At 66.5% G+C, this 18,246-nt stretch carries 15 protein-coding genes and 1 pseudogene; 6 read left to right on the forward strand and 10 right to left on the reverse strand.

Going from position 1 to position 18,246, the window contains the following annotated elements; translation table 11 throughout:
* The first annotated feature begins 4 nt into the window (after positions 1–4).
* Together CAL13_RS05335 and CAL13_RS05340 are read left to right on the forward strand one after the other, a co-directional pair.
* Positions 5–1,645, forward strand: a complete 1,641-nt coding sequence (locus CAL13_RS05335; protein WP_086071746.1) for an acetolactate synthase large subunit — start codon at positions 5–7, stop codon at positions 1,643–1,645.
* A gap of 41 nt (positions 1,646–1,686) precedes the next feature.
* On the forward strand, positions 1,687–3,117 hold the full coding sequence (locus CAL13_RS05340; RefSeq protein ID WP_086071747.1) for an aldehyde dehydrogenase family protein: 1,431 nt from the start codon (positions 1,687–1,689) through the stop codon (positions 3,115–3,117).
* 40 nt (positions 3,118–3,157) lie between these two features.
* Here the strand turns inward: CAL13_RS05340 and CAL13_RS05345 are convergent, their stop codons facing one another.
* Complete coding sequence (locus CAL13_RS05345; RefSeq protein ID WP_232467768.1) at positions 3,158–4,156, reverse strand: Bug family tripartite tricarboxylate transporter substrate binding protein; 999 nt, start codon at positions 4,154–4,156, stop codon at positions 3,158–3,160.
* A 431-nt stretch (positions 4,157–4,587) separates the two neighbouring features.
* On the opposite strand from CAL13_RS05345, the gene CAL13_RS05350 reads away from it, so the two are divergent.
* Positions 4,588–5,523, forward strand: a complete 936-nt coding sequence (locus tag CAL13_RS05350; RefSeq protein WP_086059264.1) for a S66 peptidase family protein — start codon at positions 4,588–4,590, stop codon at positions 5,521–5,523.
* A gap of 40 nt (positions 5,524–5,563) precedes the next feature.
* Here the strand turns inward: CAL13_RS05350 and CAL13_RS05355 are convergent, their stop codons facing one another.
* Positions 5,564–6,271 (reverse strand): SDR family oxidoreductase, encoded by a 708-nt coding sequence (locus tag CAL13_RS05355; RefSeq protein WP_086059265.1) that lies wholly within the window; start codon positions 6,269–6,271, stop codon positions 5,564–5,566.
* Between CAL13_RS05355 and CAL13_RS21625 the strand changes: the two genes are divergently transcribed.
* On the forward strand, positions 6,243–6,968 hold the full coding sequence (locus CAL13_RS21625; RefSeq protein WP_332459907.1) for a hypothetical protein: 726 nt from the start codon (positions 6,243–6,245) through the stop codon (positions 6,966–6,968). The two genes, CAL13_RS05355 and CAL13_RS21625, sit on opposite strands and share 29 nt — an antisense overlap.
* Here CAL13_RS21625 and CAL13_RS21630 read toward each other — a convergent pair.
* From CAL13_RS21630 to CAL13_RS05385, 6 genes and pseudogenes are all read right to left on the reverse strand, one after another.
* Positions 6,945–7,076: pseudogene (locus CAL13_RS21630) on the reverse strand (ArsR/SmtB family transcription factor); the annotation flags it as partial. The gene CAL13_RS21625 and the pseudogene CAL13_RS21630 overlap by 24 nt on opposite strands.
* A 104-nt stretch (positions 7,077–7,180) precedes the next feature.
* Positions 7,181–8,809 (reverse strand): hypothetical protein, encoded by a 1,629-nt coding sequence (locus CAL13_RS05365; protein ID WP_086071748.1) that lies wholly within the window; start codon positions 8,807–8,809, stop codon positions 7,181–7,183.
* Between the two features lie 72 nt (positions 8,810–8,881).
* Positions 8,882–9,598 (reverse strand): glutathione binding-like protein, encoded by a 717-nt coding sequence (locus CAL13_RS05370; RefSeq protein WP_086071749.1) that lies wholly within the window; start codon positions 9,596–9,598, stop codon positions 8,882–8,884.
* Positions 9,599–9,646: 48 nt separating this feature from the next.
* A complete protein-coding gene (locus CAL13_RS05375; protein ID WP_086071750.1) occupies positions 9,647–10,429 on the reverse strand; it encodes an amino acid ABC transporter ATP-binding protein in 783 nt (260 codons plus the stop codon).
* Positions 10,426–11,106 (reverse strand): amino acid ABC transporter permease, encoded by a 681-nt coding sequence (locus CAL13_RS05380; RefSeq protein ID WP_086073524.1) that lies wholly within the window; start codon positions 11,104–11,106, stop codon positions 10,426–10,428. Before CAL13_RS05380 ends, CAL13_RS05375 begins: the two co-directional genes overlap by 4 nt.
* A 9-nt stretch (positions 11,107–11,115) precedes the next feature.
* Entirely contained in the window at positions 11,116–11,895 is a 780-nt protein-coding gene (locus tag CAL13_RS05385) for an amino acid ABC transporter substrate-binding protein (protein WP_086059267.1), read from the reverse strand.
* A gap of 282 nt (positions 11,896–12,177) precedes the next feature.
* On the opposite strand from CAL13_RS05385, the gene CAL13_RS05390 reads away from it, so the two are divergent.
* Together CAL13_RS05390 and CAL13_RS05395 are read left to right on the forward strand one after the other, a co-directional pair.
* The gene (locus tag CAL13_RS05390; protein WP_086071751.1) at positions 12,178–12,756 is read left to right on the forward strand and encodes a YceI family protein; all 579 of its coding nucleotides are present in this window, start codon (positions 12,178–12,180) and stop codon (positions 12,754–12,756) included.
* 287 nt (positions 12,757–13,043) lie between these two features.
* On the forward strand, positions 13,044–14,267 hold the full coding sequence (locus CAL13_RS05395; RefSeq protein WP_157664807.1) for a multidrug effflux MFS transporter: 1,224 nt from the start codon (positions 13,044–13,046) through the stop codon (positions 14,265–14,267).
* 39 nt (positions 14,268–14,306) lie between these two features.
* On the opposite strand, the gene CAL13_RS05400 is transcribed toward CAL13_RS05395, so the two are convergent.
* Both CAL13_RS05400 and CAL13_RS05405 read right to left on the reverse strand, forming a co-directional pair.
* Positions 14,307–15,356, reverse strand: a complete 1,050-nt coding sequence (locus CAL13_RS05400) for an NADP(H)-dependent aldo-keto reductase (protein ID WP_086071753.1) — start codon at positions 15,354–15,356, stop codon at positions 14,307–14,309.
* Positions 15,357–15,445: 89 nt separating this feature from the next.
* On the reverse strand, positions 15,446–18,193 hold the full coding sequence (locus tag CAL13_RS05405) for a M16 family metallopeptidase (protein WP_086073525.1): 2,748 nt from the start codon (positions 18,191–18,193) through the stop codon (positions 15,446–15,448).
* Positions 18,194–18,246 lie beyond the last annotated feature (53 nt).

Genomic DNA, 18,246 nt, shown 5'->3' on the forward strand with positions numbered 1-18,246 from the left:
GGCCATGCCCGACGTATCGAACCTGCCGGCCGACAGCGCCGCATCAGTCTTCCCGGCATCCGCGCATGCGGCCCCGCCGGCAGCCGGGCCGGCCGCGCAGAACGGCGCGCAATGGCTGCTGCGTTCGGCCGCGGCATCAGGCCTGCGGGTGTGTTTCGCCAACCCTGGCACGACGGAGCTTCCCTTTGTCGCGGCGTTGGATCATGTTCCGCAGGTGCGGCCCATCCTGAGCCTGTTCGAGGGCGTGTGCTCGGGCGCCGCGGACGGCTATTTCCGTATCTCGCGCATGCCGGCGATGACGCTGACGCACCTGGGTCCCGGCTTTGCGAACGCGATCGCGAACCTGCACAACGCGCGCCGCGCGCGCTCGCGCATTCTGAACGTGATCGGCGAGCACATGTCGTGGCACCTGTCTGCCGATCCGCCCCTGGCGTCGGATATCGAGTCGCTCGCGCGTCCGGTGTCCGCGGGGGTATGGCGCGCCGATAGCATGGCCAACCTGCAATCCGGCGTGCAGTCCGCCCTGCGGGAAGTCCTGCGGCCGGACGGCGGTATTGCGAGCCTCGTGCTGCCGATGGACATGCAGCAGGGAGCCGCCGACTGGGGGCCGGCGGCGGTGGCGTGCGCGCCGGCGCGGGGCGTCTTCGATGAATCGGCCGTCCACACATTGGCGCAAACGATCCGCCAGGGCCAGCGGGTGTTGCTGTTCCTGGGCGCCGGCGCCATGACGACGGAAGCCTTGACGCAGGCATCGCGTTTCGCGCAACTGGACAACGTAGACCTGATCGGCGAAACCTTCCCGGCGCGCAGCGAGCACGGCGGCGGCCTGCCTTCCATCCGGCGTTTTTCCTACCTGGCCGAGCAAGGGCATCCCTACCTGCTGGAGTACGCCCGGGTAGCGCTGGTCGATGCCTTGCCGCCGGTGGCGTTTTTCGGGGCGCAGGGCTATCCGAGCTACCTTGGCGATCCTGCTCGCATGACGACGCTGTCCGAGCCGGGCGGCGGCGGCCTGGCGGCGCTGCGCCGGCTGGCCGACTCGCTCGGTCTGCAGCCGGCGCGATTGCAGGCGCCGGCACGGATTTCCGATGCGGGCCTGAGCGACGATCTGACCGCCGCGGCGGCAGCGCAGGTGATCGCAGCCAACCTTCCCGACCAGGCCATCGTTTCGGTGGAGGGCGGCACGATCGGCTTTCCGTTCAATGCAATGGCAAGCCAAGCGGCCCGCCACAGCACCATCGTAATGACCGGCGGCGCCATCGGCCAGGGCCTGCCCGCAGCCTTCGGCGCTTCCATTGCCGCGCCCGACAGAAAGGTGGTGGCCCTGCAATCGGACGGCAGCGCGCTCTACACGGCGCAGGCGCTCTGGTCCATGGCGCGCGAGCGCGCCAACGTGGTGGTGGTGATCGCGGCGAACCGCCGCTATCAGGTGCTGCAGAACGAAATGCAGCGCACCGGCCATGTGCTGCAGCGTCCCGACGTGCAGGCCTTGCTCGACCTGTCCGGCCCGTCCGTCGATTGGGTGCAGCTGTCCCGTTCGCTCGGTGTGCCGGCGGCAAAGGCAACCACCACGTCCGAACTGCGCCGGCTGTTCCATCAGGCGGTGGCCGAGCCGTCGCCCTTCCTGATCGAGGCCGTACTGCCTTGAGGCGGCCTTCCCGCATTCCCTCCATATCGACCAGGACCATCATGCACGACAACTACATCGGCGGCCGGTGGGTCGCCTCCGCGCAGGCGCGCGCAAACATCAATCCTTCCGATCTTGCCGACGTCATCGGCGAATACGCTCAGGCGGATGCGGAACAGGCCGCGCAGGCCATCGGCGCGGCGCGCGCCGCGGCGCGATCATGGGCCCGCACGACCGCACAGCGCAAATTCGATGTGCTGGACGCCATCGGCACCGAGATCCTTGCCCGCCGCGAGGAGCTTGCAACGCTGCTCGCGCGCGAAGAGGGCAAGACCCTGAACGACGCGCGTGGCGAAGTCGACCGGGCTGGCGGCATTTTCAAGTTCTTTGCTGGCGAAGCGGTGCGGGTGCCGGGACAGGTGCTCCCCGTCAACCGCGCCGGCATCGAACCGGAGGTGACGCGGGAGCCGGTGGGCGTGGTCGGCATCATCGCGCCCTGGAATTTCCCGCTCGCCATTCCCGCTTGGAAGATCGCGCCGGCGCTGGCATACGGAAACGCCGTGGTGTTCAAGCCGGCAGACCTGGTGCCCGGATGTGCGTGGGCGCTGGCGGAAATCATCAGCCGCGCCGGTCTGCCGGAAGGCGCGTTCAACCTGGTCATGGGGCGCGGCTCGGTGGTGGGGCAGGCCTTGCTGCAAGACCGCCGTGTGGACGCCATCAGCTTCACCGGTTCCGTCGCCACCGGCCGCAAGGTGGCGGAGGCCGCCATCGGGCGGCTCGCCAAGGTGCAAATGGAGATGGGGGGCAAGAACCCGCTGGTCGTTCTGGATGATGCCGACCTGGATGTGGCGGTGGAATGCGCGGTCAACGGCGCATATTTCCAGACCGGTCAGCGCTGCACGGCGTCGAGCCGCTTCATCGTCCAGCGCGGCATCTACAACGCGTTCGTTCAGGGCGTGAAGCGCCGCCTGGAAGGACTGAAGGTGGGCCATGCGCTGCAGGCTGGCACGGATATCGGCCCCGTGGTCGACGAAAATCAATTGGCGCAGAACGAAAACTACCTGCGCATCGGCAAGGATGAAGGTGCGGTGCTCGCCTATGGCGGCGAGCGCATCAAGGCGGATACCGAAGGCTATTTCATGCGTCCCGCGCTCTTCGTGGATTGCAGCAATGCCCAGCGCATCTGCCGCGAGGAAATTTTCGGCCCCGTCGCGGCGGCCATTCCGGTAGGCAGCTATGAAGAGGCGCTGGAAGTCGCCAACGATACGGAGTTCGGTCTTTCGTCCGGCATCTGCACGACGTCGCTGAAGCATGCGAACCACTTCAAGCGGGAGTCGCAGGCCGGTATGGTCATGGTCAATTGCCCCACGGCGGGGGTGGACTATCACGCGCCCTTCGGCGGACGCAAGGCGTCCAGCTACGGGGCGCGCGAGCAGGGACAATATGCGCTGGAGTTCTATACCGCAGTGAAGACCGCCTACGTCGCGGCCTAGCATTCACCCGCGCATGACGGCGCGCCGGCCGGGCGGCGCGCTATCCCTTGCCGCCGTACTCGACGACGATATTGGCCCGTTGCGCGACGCTGCTCCAGCGTTGCAGTTCGGCGGCGGAAAAGGCCTGGAAATCTTCGGCCTCGCGGAACTTGGGTTCCAGTCCGGCGGCGATCAGGCGCTGCTGCTGCAGCGTCGTGGACATGCCCTGCACGATGTCGCGCGACAGTTGCGCCACGATGGCCGGGCTGACCTTGGCCGGCACGTACATGCCGAGCCAGCTGGTGACTTCGAAATCCGGCATGCCCTGCTCCTGCATGGTGGGTACGTCAGGCAGCTGGCGGGCGCGATAGGGGCTGGTCACCGCCAGGGCTTTCAGCTTGCCGGCGCGCAGCATGGGGAGGGTGGGGGGCATGTTCATGAAACACAGATCGAGGTCGCCCATCGAGGTGCCCACCAGCGCTTCGCTGGCGCCCTTGTAAGGCACGTGGTCCAGCTGCAGCCCGGTCTGCATGGCAAACAGCTCGGCGGTCATCTGCGCGGAGCTGCCCACGCCATTGCTGCCGTACAGAGCTTTCCTGGGCGATTTCCTGAGGTCGGCGATCAGGTCCTGCACAGAACTGGCGGGGTGATCCGGACGCACCACCAGCACATTGACGAACTCCGCCACCTGCGCCACGGGCAGCAGGGCGCGCGGAATGTCCAGAGGCAATCCGCGCAGCGTCGCGGGCGGCAGCACGTTGTGTCCCAGGCCGCCCGTGGTCAGGGTATAGCCGTTCGGCTCCGCCGCCGCGGCGGCTGTCATGCCGATGACGCCCCCGGCGCCGGGCTTGTTCTCGATGACGACGCTCTGGCGGTAGCGCTCGGCCAGCATGTCGCCCACCAGCCGGCCGGCGACGTCGGTGGCGCTGCCCGGCGTCGATGACACGATGATCTTCAATGGCCGGTTGGGATACCCGGAAGTGGACTGGGCTCTTGCCGTCGGCGACATGGCAAGGATCGCCGTGCAGCCCATCGTCTTCAGCGCGGTGCGTCGCTTCATCGTCATCCCCTTGCCGGCCGTGGCCGTGTGGTTTGTATGATTAACGTACGAACAAGATACGCCGTTCCTCCGCAACGCGAACACTGCGGGAAACCCGTACGTCTGCGGCATGCCGCGCCACACGCCCGGCCGGCGGTGCTCTGCCGCCCCGTCTTAAAATCGCTGCGCCCGCTTATCCCTCGATGACTTCCGAACGCATGTCCGATTCCGCGCGTGATTTACCGATGAAACGCCCGCTGCCACATCCGCCACTGTCCGCCAAGCGTCGGCGCCTGCTGGGCGCTTCCGCATCGCTGGGGCTGGCCGGCGTGCTGTTGTCGGGGTGTGCGCCGGCGGTGCGGCGCGGACAGGGGCAGGGCGACAGCGGCGTAGCATCGAGCGCCGAGACGGCATCCCTGCCGGCGATGGGGCACGGACGCTTCGCCGCGCCCGTGCCGGCCTTCCGCCCCGGCAGCACGGTGGCCATCGTGGCGCCCGCGTCGGCCGCCCCGAACGCCGCCGACGATGCCGCCAGCTGGCTGCAATCCAGGAACGTGGCGGCGCGCATCATGCCGGCATCGCGCACCCGCATGCAGGCGCCGCTGGACTATCTGGCCGGCCCCGACGCGGCGCGGCTGCGGGACCTGCACGATGCGTTCGCGGCGCCGGACGTCGGCGCCGTGTGGTGCCTGCAAGGCGGCTTCGGCTCCTGGCGCTTGCTGGACGCCCTGGACTATGGGCTGCTGCGCAGGCACGCCAAGCCGTTCATCGGCTACAGCGATATCACCGCCTTGCATCTGGCGATCCAGCGGCACGCGGGCTTCGTGACCTTTCACGGTCCCATGCTGGGCCAGGATTTCCTGGCGGGGCGCGAGCCGCCCACGGAGTCCGCCTTGTGGCGGATGATCGGCGGCCAGGCCGGGTCCGGCAGTCCCGTGGCGCCGCCTCCGCAGCCCATGCTGACCACCTTGCTGCCGGGACGGGCGTCGGGCCGGCTGATCGGCGGAAACCTGACATTGATCGCCGCATTGATCGGGTCGCGGCACGAGATCGATACGCGCGGCGCGATCCTGTTCATCGAAGACGTCAACGAGGCGCCGCCACGGGTGGACCGCATGCTGTCCCAGCTGCGCGAGGCCGGCAAGTTCGTCGGCCTGCGCGGGGTGCTGGCCGGAAGCTTCACCGGTCTGGGCGCATCGGAACCCGACGGCCTCGCACAAGCCGCCATCTACACGCTGCTGCAGGACTATTTCAGTGGACTCGGCATACCGGTCATCGCCGGCTGGCCCAGCGGCCATGGCGATCCCAACCTGACGCTGCCGCTGGGCGCCCACGTGACGCTGGACGGAGACCGCGGCCTGACGTTGGAGCAGGCGGTGGCGACGTAACGCTGCGTTCCGTCCAGCAGCGGGCCAGCGTCAACAGGCCCTAGGTCACCGACCGCGTCAGCCCGCCGTCGACCTTGATGTTCTGGCCCGTGATGTATCCCGCGCCTTCCGACAGCAGGAAAGCGACCGTCGCCGCGATTTCCTCCACCTTCCCGTATCGGCCCATGGGTACGGATTGCCGGCGTTCCTCCGTGCCGGGCAGGCTGTCGATCCAGCCCGGCAGAACGTTGTTGATGCGGATGTTCCTGGCCGCATACGCGTCCGCATAGATCTTGGTGAAGCTGGCCAGTCCTGCGCGGAATACCGCCGATGTGGGGAACATCGCCGCAGGCTCGAACGCCCAGGCGGTGGTGATGTTGACGATGGCGCCGCCGCCCTGGGCTTCCATGATGGGCGTGACCAGCCGGATGGGACGGATGGCGCTGAGCAGGTAGACGTCCATGCCGCGATGCCAGTCTTCGTCGGAGATTTCCACGATGGGGGCCCGGGGGCCATGGCCGGCGGAATTCACCAGCGCATCGATCCTGCCCCACTTGTCCATTGCCAGGTCGACCAGGCGCTTCAGGTCGTCATTCGACTGATTCGTTCCCGTGACGCCCACGCCGCCGAGCTCCTTGGCGAGGGCTTCTCCCTTGCCGGACGACGACAGTATGCCGACGTGGTAGCCGTCCGCGGCAAGCCTGCGCGCCGTGGCCGCGCCTTGTCCGGAACCGCCCGCGATGATCAGCGCAACTTTCGTGTTTTGCATGTTGATTTCCATGGGGTTGGCAAGAGGCATCGATATTAGCGCTGGCGACCGCTGCGGACACCGCACTGCGACAGCTCAGGTTTTCTGGCCGATTCCGAACACATCCCGGAACCGCAACCGGCCCAACGGCGTGACCGCGACGGCGCGTGTGCCCTTGACGCGGCGCACCCACCCCTGTTCCAGACAATGCGCGCACAGTGCCGGCGGTCAGCGCGCCGGCAATATGAAAGCGCCGTTCGCTCCAGTCCAGGCAGGGCCGGCAGAAGATGCGCCCGCGCCCGGACGTCGAGGCTCCACGGCAGCCTCCATCCAGCCGGATGCCAAGTTCGCTCAGGAACGTTTCGCCTTGTCTGGTGAGGGCGCCGCCCTCGCCGGAAAGATCGATGTGGCCGCGCGCGGTCATGTTGTCGGCGATGGCGACGGCCAGTTCGCCTGCCAGGTGGTCGTAGCACGTCCTGGCGTACCGCAGCGCCTGGTCCTTCGGCCCGGTGGCGAGCGCGGGCGCGGCATCCGTCCGCACGCCGTGGCGTTCGGCGGCGAGCGTCATCAGGCTTTCCAGCGTGCGGGCCACGGACGGCGAGGCCAGGCGGTAATAACGGTGACGGCCCTGCCGCTGGACCGTCAGCAGGCCGGCGACGGTCAGCCGGGAAAGATGGCCGCTGGCCGTCTGCGGCGTAATGCCGGCGAGCCGCGATAGCTCGGTGGCCGTCAGCGCGCGGCCGTCCATGAGGCCGGCGAGCATGCTGGCGCGCGCGATGTCGCCCACAAGGGCCGCGGTTTCGGCAAGGGATGCAATGGTTGCCATGGCGCCTCCGTCGATGCGGACACCATGCCAAGGTACCGGTTTTGTCCCGCGGACGCTACGGCGCCAGCCGAAGCGTCCGGACGGCGCCGCGCAATGCCGGCGGTTCAGCGCGCGGTATGGCCTGCCGTCATGTCGAATCGCGCGGCCCGCAGCAGCGCGGGGTCGGTTTTCATCAACGCGAGGCTGCTGGCCGCCGCCAGCGTGTCGCGCCAGATCGCCATATCGAGCGATCCGGGCGATCGATTGTCCGGCTCGCCCGGTCCGAGCCGATCGAGCAAATCGAAGGTGCGGGAGACCTGCGAGGGCATGATGGCGTCTTGCTGCAGGTCGCCCATCACGTATTTCATGATGCGGGTGGAGCGGTTCGCAGATTGCTCGATCGAAGCCTCCACCAATGCGCCGTCGCGATACCCGATGCGCGCCACGCTGCTGGCCGTATCGTCCAGCTGGTAGAAGTAGTAGTTCTGCGACTCCGGCTTGTCGGTGAGGTTCAGCGGGGTGTCCGGGTAGAGCGACTGATGATAGCTGGCGGTCAGATGCGCCTGCTGGGATTGCTCGATGGACCGATTGCGCGCATCCGCGCCTTCCACCCGCGTCTGCTGCGAGAACTGGTAGGCGAACGTGTCGAGTTCGTCCGGCTGCAGCGGATTGATCGACGGCGCGTCGCTCGCCCGCACCGACGCGCTGAAGTCCGCCAGGCCGGTGAGCATGCCGCGGTCGGTATCGTCCAGGCCGATGGGCTTGCCGGCCGCCGCCACCGGCGCGCCGGTCTGGGGCGGGTAGTGGCTGTTCAGCGTCGTGAAGGCGTCTTCGAACATCTGCACCAACGACGCGTTGCCGCGGCCCCGGATGCCGGCCTGCTCGATCTGGCTTACATACGTGTCCAGGGCGCGGGCCTGCTGTTCGGCGCTGCCGATGAGGCCGGCGTTCGACATGTCCACATTCACGCTTACCGTGCCGATCGCACCGGTGAACGCGACGCTGCGCTCCTGGCTGTCCGCATGAAAAGCCAGCGTCTGCGCGCTGCCGTCGGCCAGCGTGAAGCTGGCATTCAGGTCAACCGAGGACAGGACGCTTGAATCGAAGCGGGTCAGGCCCTCGAGCGCCAGCGTCGGCGGCTCGCCCGCAAGTCCGTCGATGGCGGCCTGGAAGGCGGCGCCCAGCCCGGCCAGCGCGTTGCGCTCCGCGTCGCTCAGGGTGCCGTTGGAGACCTGGATCTGTACGGCGAGCCCGCCGGCCTGGCTGCCGAGCGTCAGCGTCACGGAGGCGCCGCCGCGGGTCTGGATCTGCAACGTAACCTGGTTGTCCGCCTGGTTGTGCAGTTGACTGCGACGCACCTGGTCCAGTGCGGTGGCGTTGGCCGGGTCGGCCGACGCGCTGCGCAGGACGGATTGCGCATAATTGCCGCCGTCGGTGGCAAGGTGGCCCATCAGCGCGGCGCCCAGTCCGGCGAATCGGCCGCCCAGCGTGCCGGCGGCATAGTTGCGCGACATGATCGACGTAATGGTGTCGGCGGCCTCGCTTTCCCAGCTGGCCACGGCCGGGTTCAGCGACCCGGCGGGCGTGTAGGTCTGGGCGGCCAGCGCGGCCTGCAGGTCCGTCAGCGTGACGCTGGCCGACGGCGCCAGCGCGACGGAAGCCTGCGTGGCTTCATTGCTGGCGGCGCTGGTATTGCCGGTTGCCGCGGGCTGGATGGCCAGGGCGGAACCGGCGATGGGAAGCATGGCTTGCATGGGCGGCGTTCCAGGCGACGGAGGCGGGAAAAAACCCGTAACGTCCCTGATAACGGCGCCGCCGCCACGTTCTTAAGCGGTTTTTCCGCCTGCCGAAGCGCTGCTTGCCGTCTGGCCGAACAGAATCTTCTTTCCTTCCTCGGTCACCGCCGGGCGATTGGTCCAGGGTGCGCCTTTCTCATAGGCGCGGATGGTGGCCGGGCGCGCGCGGACGCGATCGAACCACTGGCGCAGGTTGGGGAAGTCGTCCAGATTCTGCTGTTGCTGTTTCCATGGGACGATCCAGGGGTACGACGCCATGTCCGCAATGGTGTATTCATCGCCAGCGATGTAGGTCCGTCCTTCCAGGCGGCGATTCAGCACGCCATACAGGCGGTTCGTTTCGCGGACGTAGCGGTCGATGGCGTAGGGCAGTTTCTCCGGCGCATAAATGCCGAAATGATGGTTCTGGCCGGCCATCGGCCCAAGCCCGCCCATCTGCCAGAACAGCCATTCCATGACGGTCTTGCGGCCCCGCACGTCCGCCGGCAGGAACTTGCCGGTTTTTTCGGCCAGGTATTGCAGGATGGCGCCGGATTCGAAGACCGTGATCGGTTCGCCCCCGTCTGCCGGGCGGGTATCGATAATCGCGGGCATCCGGTTGTTGGGCGAGAAGGCGAGAAATTCAGGCTTGAACTGGTCGCCTGCGCTGATATCCACGGGGTGGATGTTGTAATCCAGTCCGGCCTCTTCAAGAAACATCGTGATTTTGTGGCCGTTCGGCGTGGGCCAGTAATAGAGCTCGATCATCGTTTCCTCTTTTCGAATGCGGGAAGGGGCGATGCCGGACGGCGGCCCCTAACCGGCCGGCGCCGCGGCTGCCCAGGTCGTCGGCAGACCTTCCGTCAGCGTGGCGACGAAGCGCGCGGTGCGCGGGTCCGCCGGACGGGTGAAGATGGTCTGGGCCGAGCCCGATTCCACCACGGCGCCATTTTCCAGGAAGATCACCTGCTGCGCGATATTCGCGGCCAGACGCAGATCGTGCGTGGCCATGAGCATGGTCATGCCTTCGCTGGCGAGCTGGCGCAGCACATCGACCACTTCGGCGGCCAGGCCCGGGTCCAGCGCGGACGTCGGTTCGTCGCACAGCAGGACGCGCGGCGACGGGGCCAATGCGCGCGCGATGGCCACACGCTGCTGCTGCCCGCCGGAAAGCGTGGCGGGCCAGGCGTCGGCCTTGTCCTGCATGCCGACCTTGGCCAGGAGTTCGTGCGCGCGTGCGGCGGCGCGGGCCTTGGGCCAGCGCTGCACGGTCACCAGGCCTTCCATGACGTTCTCCAGCACATTGCGGTGCGGGAACAGTTGGAAGTTCTGGAAGACCATGCCGGTCTGGCGCCGCACCGGCTGAATGGCATCGGGCGTCGTGCGGACGCCGGGCTGGAAGGCGACGCGGGCCTCGCCCAGTTCCAGTTCGCCGGACTCCGGAATTTCCAGCAGGTTCACGCAACGCAGCAGCGTGCTCTTGCCGCTGCCCGAGGGCCCGATGAGCGCGGTGACGCTGCCCTCGGGCACGTCGATGCTCACGTCCTTCAGGACATGCAGCGCGCCGAAGCGCTTCTGGATGTGCGACAAGCGGATCATTGCGTCCTGCCGGCGAAGACGGCGTGTTTGCCGAAGCGCTTTTCCAGGCGTACCTGCGCCGAAGACAGCACAGTGCTGAATACGAGGTAGATCAGGGCCGCTTCCGTGTAAAGGATCAGCGGCTCATACGTGACGGCGGCGATCCGCTGGGCGGCCTGGAAGATTTCCGGTACGGTCAGCACCGCCGCCAGGGATGTGTCCTTGACCAGCGCGATGAAGGAGTTGGACAAGGGAGGCACCGAAACGCGCGCGGCCTGCGGCAGGATCGTGCGCCGTATCGCCTGCCAGCGCGTCATGCTAAGCGAATAAGCCGCTTCCCATTGGCCTTTGGGGATGGATTCGATGGCGCCGCGGATGACTTCGGAGTTGTAGGCCCCGACGTTCAACGTAAAGCCGATGAGCGCGGCGGGCAGCGGGTCCAGCACGATGCCGATATTGGGCAGGCCGTAGAAGATAACGAACAGCTGCACCAGCAAGGGCGTGCCGCGGATCAGCCACACGTAAAACCGTACGACCGCGACCGCGGGCGCTGGACCGAACAGCCGGATCAGCGCCACCACGAAGGCCAGGAGCAAGCCGGCGGTGAAGGAAATCAGCGTCAGCGGAACGGTGAACTGCAGTCCGGCCTGCAACAGCGGCCAGAACGAGTCCGTCATCAGCTTCAACCAGGCCGGCACGTCCATCCCTTAGCGCGCCGAGAGATCCGTGCCGAAGTACTTTTCGGAAATCTTTTTGTACGTGCCGTCGGCCTTGATGTCGGCCAGGGCCTTGTTGATCGCGGCCACCAGGTCCGGATTGCCCTTGCGCACCAGGACACCGGACTCGCTGAACTCCGCCGTCTTGTCGCTGGCGACAGCCCGCACCTTGGCGTCCGGCTTGTGCTTTTTGAAGTCCAGGAAAGACAGGTTGTCGTTGATGGTCGCATCGACGCGGCCGGACAGCAGCAGGTCGATGGACTCGTTGAAGCCTTGCACCGGCACGACTTGCGCCCCGTACTTCTGGGCCAGTTTGCCGAAGTTGCTCGTCAAGGTGTTCGCGGAGCGCTTGCCCTTCAGGTCATCGAACGACTTGATCGTGCGGTTGTCGTCGCGGACGATGAGAACCGCCTGGGAAGAGATATAGGGATCCGAGAAGTCGTACTTGGCCTTGCGCGCGTCCGTGATGCCAACCTGGTTTATCACCGCGTCATAGCGGCCGGCATCCAGGCCGGCGATCAGGCCGTCCCACTTGCCTTCCACGAAATCGGCTTTGACGCCCAGGCGCTGCGCGATGGCGCGGCCGATTTCGACGTCGAACCCGGTCAAACCTTTCGCGTCGTGATAGGTGAAAGGCGCATACGTTCCTTCAGTGCCGATGCGTATCACGCCGGCTTTCTTGATTTGCGCCAGGTCGTCCTGCGCATACGCCATGGCGCTTGCCGCGATTCCCAGCAAGCCCACCGCCAGCATCGAAAAAAACCGCTTCATTTCGGTCTCCAACAGGCGAAGAAAGGGGGACGGTAAGATTCGTCCGAATCCGCACTCTAGCAGGCCGTCTATTTTTCCACAAAGCATATAGGGACGTATCAATATGCGTATTGGTTATATGACTACCGCCTTTCATGCGATGCCCGATCCGGCGGGATCGCGCTAAGCTGCCTGTCAGTTTGAATTGGCGGATGGGCAAGCCCCACTGCCGCAGCTGCGGCCGCATCGGCCGGCCGCCATCTGGTTTCCCTGCCGCAATCTCATCCAAGTAAGAGGACTCTCATGCGCATCCCGACGCTCGCGTTTGCCGTCGCCGCCACCATCATGACCGCCGCGGCAGCCGCCGAACCGGTGACCTATGAACTCGATCCCGATCACACCTACCCGAGCTTCGAAACGGACCACTTTGCCGGCGCGTCGATCTGGCGCGGCAAGTTCAACAAAAGCCATGGCACCGTGGTGCTCGATTCCCAGGCGGGCACCGGCCGCGTCGACGTGACGGTGGACATGGCGTCGGTGAACACCGGCAACGCCAAGCTGGACGAAGAGCTGCGCACGGACAAATTCTTCGACGTGGCGCGCTATCCCACGGCGACATTCAAGTCGGACAGCGTGCAGTTCAAGGACGGCAAGCCCGTGGCGGTGCAAGGCACCTTTACGATGCATGGCGTTTCGCGCCCCTTGACGCTGACGCTGGTGTCTTTCAAGTGCTACCAGAATCCCATCATCAAGAAGGAAGTGTGCGGCACCGAAGCGACGGCCACTTTCGATCGCTCCGACTACGGGATTTCCTTCGCCAAGGACTACGGGTTCTTCATGAAGACGACCCTGCACATTCAGGCGGAAGGCGTCCGGCAATAACCGCCATTGCGGGCCGCGCCCTCGCGCCGACGGGCGGATGCGCAGTGCAATCCATCCGTACGGCAGCGGGGCGTCAGCACGCTGTCAGCCCCCATTTGGCCGGGGCGCGATCGTTATGGAATAATCTTTCGCGCCTCGGACACCGAGGCCAATCCAGCCGCCGTGTTTCCCATCAGCCTCCCGCGCCAGCCCGCTACGAACGAGCTCCATCGCCACGATGGAGCTTTTTGTTTTTCCGCATGCGGCCCTTGCCGGCGAGGGCGCCTGTCCATGCATCCCTGCTTCCGATGACACCCCGTTCGCGCATTTCCCCGCATTCCTTCGGATTCATCCTGTTCTGCGGCGCACTCGCCGCGCTGGCCTCGCTTTCCATCGACGTCGGCCTGCCGGCCTTCGGCGCGGTGGCGCGGGACCTCGATACGGATCCGGCGCGGGTGGCGCTGAGCCTGAGCATCTTCTTCGTTGGCTTCGCCGCGGCGCCGCTGGTCTACGGGCCGCTTTCGGACAGACTGGGCCGGCGCCCGCTGCTGCTGTTCGGTTGCGCGCTGTACGTCCTGGGCGGCGCGGGCTGCACCGTGTCGGGATCGATTTCGACGTTCCTTGCGTGGAGGCTGGTGCAGGGCGCCGGCGCGGGCGCTGGAGCGGTGCTGTCCATGAGCCTGGTGCGCGATCACTTCGAAGGCGCCCGCGTCCGGCAACTGCTGTCCCATATCGCCATCATCCGCGTCATCGCGCCGATGGTGGCGCCGTCCGTGGGGGCCTTCCTGCTCGATATCGGCAACTGGCGCTGGATCTACGCGATGATGACCATCGCGGGCCTGGCGATCCTGGCGGTGGTCTGGCTGGGCCTGGAGGAGTCCGCGCCCGCGCGGCTTCATCCGCGCGCGCAGCGGCCGGCCGCCACCCCCACGGCCGGGGCCTACCTGATGCTGCTGCGCAAGCCGCGCAGCCTGGCCTATATGGCGATTTGCGCGCTGGGCTTCGGCAGCCACTTCGCCTACGTGACCGGATCTTCCCTGGTGCTGATGGAAACGCTGGGCGTTTCGCCGCAGGTCTTCGGGCTGCTGTTCGCGATGAGCGCCGCCGGTATCATGCTGGCCTCTTATCTGAGCGGCCGGCTGGCCGGCCTTGTCTCCGGCGACAGACTGATCCAGGTCGGTCTTTCCATCGCCCTGTGTTCCGCGCTGATCATGCTGGCGCTGACGCTGGCGCACGCGATCAGGCCCTGGAACCTAGTGCCGTTCTTCATTCTGAACGCTTTCTGCTACGGACTGATCACGCCCAGCACGCAGCAGGGGGCGCTGCAGCCGCTCAAGGAAGTGGCGGGCGCGGCATCGGCCTTGATGAATGCGTTGATGATGGGAATGGGCGCCTTCGCCAGCGCCATGGTAAGCCGCTATTTCGGCGGCTTGGGCGCGTTGGCGGTGACGGGCAGCATGGCGGTGTTCTGCGCGTTGGCGCTCGCGGTCTGCCTGGCGCTGCGCCGCTGGGGACAGGCGGCGCCGCATTGAAAGCGGTGTGCCGCCCGGCCGGGCCGGGCGGCAGCGCCGTTACGGCGCGGGATTCGGATAGCGGGTGTGGATCGCTTCGATTCCCGCGAGCACGGCTTCGTCCAGCGTGACGCCGACGCTGTCGATGTTCTCCTTCAACTGCTCCAGCGTGGTCGCGCCAATCAGGTTGCTGGTCACGAAGGGCCGAGTATTGACCCAGGCCAGGGCCAGTTGCGTCGGAGTCAGGCCGTGGCGGCGCGCCAGCTCGACGTATTCCTGCGTGGCCGCCACCGACTGCGGGCTGCTGTAGCGCGTAAAGCGGTCGAACAGGGTCAAGCGTGCGCCCGCGGGCCGCGCGCCGTTCTCATACTTGCCGCTCAACATGCCCATGGCCAGCGGAGAATAGGCCAGCAGGCCCACGTTGTCGTGGTGACTGAACTCGGACAGCCCCTGCTCGTAAAGCCGGTTCAACAGGTTGTAAGGATTCTGGATGGACACGATGCGCGGCAGGCCGTCCAGTTCGGCATGCCGGAGAAAGCGTGCGACGCCCCAAGGCGTTTCGTTCGAGACGCCAATGTGGCGGACCTTGCCCTGGCGCACGAAATCCTGCAGCACGGACAGGGTTTCCTCGATGGGCACGGTGTAGTCGTCCTTCACCCAGGGGTACGCGCCGCGGCCGAACGTCATGGTGGTGCGGTCGGGCCAGTGCAGCTGGTACAGATCCAGATAATCCGTTTGCAGGCGCTTCAGGCTCTCGTCCAGCGCCTGGGTCAGGTTCTTGCGGTCGTGAAACGTCTTGCCGCCGCGGATATGTCCGGGCCGCTTGGGGTCACGCACGGGACCGGCGATCTTGCTCGCCAGCACGATGTCCTGGCGGCGCTTCGTTTTGGCGAGCCAGGTGCCGATGTACGTCTCGGTGCGTCCCTGGGTTTCCGCTTTCGGCGGCACCGGGTACATTTCGGCGGTGTCCACCAGATTGACACCATGGGCCAGCGCATAGTCCAGTTGCTGATGTGCGTCCGCTTCGGAATTCTGCTCGCCCCAGGTCATTGTGCCCAGGCCGATCAGGCTGACTTCGATGTCGGTATGGCCGAGTTTGCGATATTTCAAGGCGTGGCTCCGAAAAAAAGGCGGGGCGAGCCCCGCGCTGCGGGGATGTTACACCCGCGCCCGTCATGGCGCCCGCCGGCGGCCGGGCGCTACTTGGCGGTTTTGCTGAAGTCGCCCGCCACCGCGGTACTGAAGTCTTCCGGCTTCAGGTATTTGCGCAGGACCGCGTTGACGTCCTCGGCGGTCAGCGCCGCGATCTTGCGGTCCATGTCGGCGGACCACGCGAAGGTGCGCCCCAGGCGGATGTAATCGACCCAGGCGCTGGCCAGCACGTCGTCCTGGGCACGCGCCAGGCGGCGGTAGTTGAGCAGGGCGGCGATGCCGTCGCGGATCTCGTCCTCGCTGAATCCATCCTTGCGCGCGCGCGCCAGCTCTTCGCGCATCGCCTGTTCCAGCCGCTGGCGATTCTCGGGGGCGTAGATCGCGTAAATGGTCCAGGCGCCGCGCGGTTCATAGGACGACGCGTTCAGACTGCTGCGGACGTTGTAGGACAGCCCGTCTTTTTCGCGGACCCGCTCCCACAGCCGCGAAGTTTCGGAGCTGCCCAGCAGGAAGTTCGCCATGTAGAGCGCGGGGAAATCCGCAGAGGTGTCCTGCATCGGCAAGGCCAGCCGGCTGGCATAGAAGGCGTTGGCCTTGTCCGGCGTGGCGATCTCCATGGTCTTGGCCGGCACGGCGTGGTACGGCTCGGGCACCCGGGTGTAGGGCTCGCCGCGCTTCCAGCCTGCAAGCCCCTTCTTCAAAGCGGCCTGCGTCGCGTCGGGATCGAAGTCGCCCACCGCCGAGAACGCGACGGTGCCGGCGCCGTAGAAGCGCGCGTGGAAGCGCGCCAGCACGTCATGCGACAGCGAACGTACGCTGGCGAGCGATTCCTCGAAGGTGGGCACGTAGCGGATGTCGTCCTTGGGCCACGGATTGTCCTGGCGGGCCAGGGCGCGCAGCGCCAGCGCAGACGGTTCGTTCATCGCGTTCTGGATGGCCGTGATGGCCTGGGCCTTGTATTCCTCTACCTGGGCCTGCGGGAAATTGGCATTGCGCACGACATCCAGCACGGTGGAGACGACTGCCGGCAGGTTCTCGCGGGTCGTGGAGATGGACACCGACAGATTGGTCCCCGAGCCGCTGAAATTGACGTCCGCCTTCAGCTGGTCGAAGCGGTCCTGAATGGCCTGGCGTGAAAGCTTCGATGTTCCGCGGTCCAGCATGTCGGCGACGGCATCCGCGACGGCGCGCTGGCCGCGCAGGGTATCGACGTTGCCGAACTGGATCAGCAGCCGGGCGCGCACCCGGTGGCCGCGGGTCGGTTTGGGCAGCAGGGCAAGGTCCACCTTGCCATTGGGCAGCTTCAAAGTGGTGCGCTGCGTCTGCTTGTCGATGTTCGCGGGCGACGGGTCGAAAGCCGCCGCCTGCGCATAGCCCGGGTCGCCCTTGTAGTCCTTGAGCACGTCGGTCACGTCCACCCGGGTGTTGGCGGGGGCGCGCACCGGCGTGGGCGTCGGAATATAGCGGCCGGCCGTGCGGTTGCTCGGGACGAGGTATGCGGCGGCGACGCGCTGCACGTCGGCCAGCTTGGCTTGCCGGACCCGGTCGCGCTGCAGGAAGAACAGGCGCCAGTCGCCGCTGGCGATGGCCTCGGACAGCGCGACGCCGATGCGCTGAGGATCGCTGTAGGTCTGTTCCCAGTCGCGCAGCCATTTGGCGCGGGCGCGGTCCAGTTCTTCCTGCGTGAAGGGGTGGCGCCCGATCGACTCCAACGTGGACGTCATGGCTTTCAGCGCGGCGGCCTGGTCCATGCCCGGTTCCAGCTGCGCGCCGAACATGACGATGCCCGGGTCGCGTTGCTCGATGGCGAAACCGAAAACTTCCGAGGCGAGCTTGCGCGGCACCATTTCGCGATACAGCCGGCCGGACGGCGTATCGGACAGCATGACCGTGGCCAGGTCCAGGGGCACGTAATCCGGGCTGCCGGCGGCGGGCGCGTGATACATCGCGGCCACCAGCGGCGCGCCACCGGTGCGCCGAAGCGTGACTTCGCGTTCGCCGTCCTGAACCGGTTCGACCGTGTATTCGCGGGGCAGCTCGCGCGCGGGGCGGGGCACCTTGCCCAGCGTGCGCCCGATTGCCTGCAAGGCCTGGTCCGGATCGAACTTGCCGGCCACGATCAGCACCGCGTTATCGGGCTGGTAATACTGATGGTAGAAAGACCGCAACTGCCCGATATCGACGTTCTCGACGTCCGAGCGCGCGCCGATGGTGTCCTTGCCGTAGTTGTGCCACTGGAATGCGGCCGCCTCCATCTTCTGCATGAGAATGCGGAAGGGGCTGTTTTCGCCGCTTTCCATCTCATTGCGCACGACAGTCATCTCGGAGTCCAGGTCTTCGCGCGCAATCAGTGAGTTGACCATGGCGTCCGCCTGCCATCCCAGGTACCAGTCCAGGGTCTCCGGGTTCGCGGCGAAGCTGGCGAAGTAATTCGTGCGGTCGCTGGACGTGGACCCGTTGGCGGCCAGGCCGCGGCGCGAGAATTCGCCCATCGCGTTGCGCGTGGTGGGCGTGCCCTTGAACAGCATGTGTTCAAGCAGGTGGGCCATGCCTGTCTGGCCGTAGTTCTCGTTGCGCGAGCCGACCAGGTAAGTCATGTTGACCGTGGTGGTCGGCTTGGAGTCGTCGGGCGCGAGCAGGACGCGCAGGCCGTTGCTCAGGCGGTATTCCGTGATGCCCTCGACCGACGCGACCTCCTTCGTGCCCTCCGGCAGGGTTGCGGCGCCGGCCTGGAAAGCGATGAACGATGACAGCAACAGCGTTTTCAGGTGGCGCGACAATGCTGGCGGATACATGGGCATGGACGAGATTCCCTGGTGGATGAGTTCAGTAATTGGAGTGTATACGG

The organism is Bordetella genomosp. 9 (genome assembly GCF_002119725.1).
Classification (GTDB): Bacteria; Pseudomonadota; Gammaproteobacteria; order Burkholderiales; family Burkholderiaceae_B; genus Bordetella_C.

Bases quoted from the DNA above. Each gene is read 5' to 3' on its own strand.
- CAL13_RS05335 (WP_086071746.1), top strand. From the start codon at position 5: ATGCCCGACGTATCGAACCTGCCGGCCGACAGCGCCGCATCAGTCTTC.
- CAL13_RS05340 (WP_086071747.1), top strand. From the start codon at position 1,687: ATGCACGACAACTACATCGGCGGCCGGTGGGTCGCCTCCGCGCAGGCG.
- CAL13_RS05345 (WP_232467768.1), bottom strand. From the start codon at position 4,156: ATGAAGCGACGCACCGCGCTGAAGACGATGGGCTGCACGGCGATCCTT.
- CAL13_RS21625 (WP_332459907.1), top strand. From the start codon at position 6,243: ATGATCAGCGCAACTTTCGTGTTTTGCATGTTGATTTCCATGGGGTTG.
- CAL13_RS05355 (WP_086059265.1), bottom strand. From the start codon at position 6,271: ATGCAAAACACGAAAGTTGCGCTGATCATCGCGGGCGGTTCCGGACAA.
- CAL13_RS05365 (WP_086071748.1), bottom strand. From the start codon at position 8,809: ATGCAAGCCATGCTTCCCATCGCCGGTTCCGCCCTGGCCATCCAGCCC.
- CAL13_RS05370 (WP_086071749.1), bottom strand. From the start codon at position 9,598: ATGATCGAGCTCTATTACTGGCCCACGCCGAACGGCCACAAAATCACG.
- CAL13_RS05375 (WP_086071750.1), bottom strand. From the start codon at position 10,429: ATGATCCGCTTGTCGCACATCCAGAAGCGCTTCGGCGCGCTGCATGTC.
- CAL13_RS05385 (WP_086059267.1), bottom strand. From the start codon at position 11,895: ATGAAGCGGTTTTTTTCGATGCTGGCGGTGGGCTTGCTGGGAATCGCG.
- CAL13_RS05390 (WP_086071751.1), top strand. From the start codon at position 12,178: ATGCGCATCCCGACGCTCGCGTTTGCCGTCGCCGCCACCATCATGACC.
- CAL13_RS05395 (WP_157664807.1), top strand. From the start codon at position 13,044: ATGACACCCCGTTCGCGCATTTCCCCGCATTCCTTCGGATTCATCCTG.
- CAL13_RS05405 (WP_086073525.1), bottom strand. From the start codon at position 18,193: ATGTATCCGCCAGCATTGTCGCGCCACCTGAAAACGCTGTTGCTGTCA.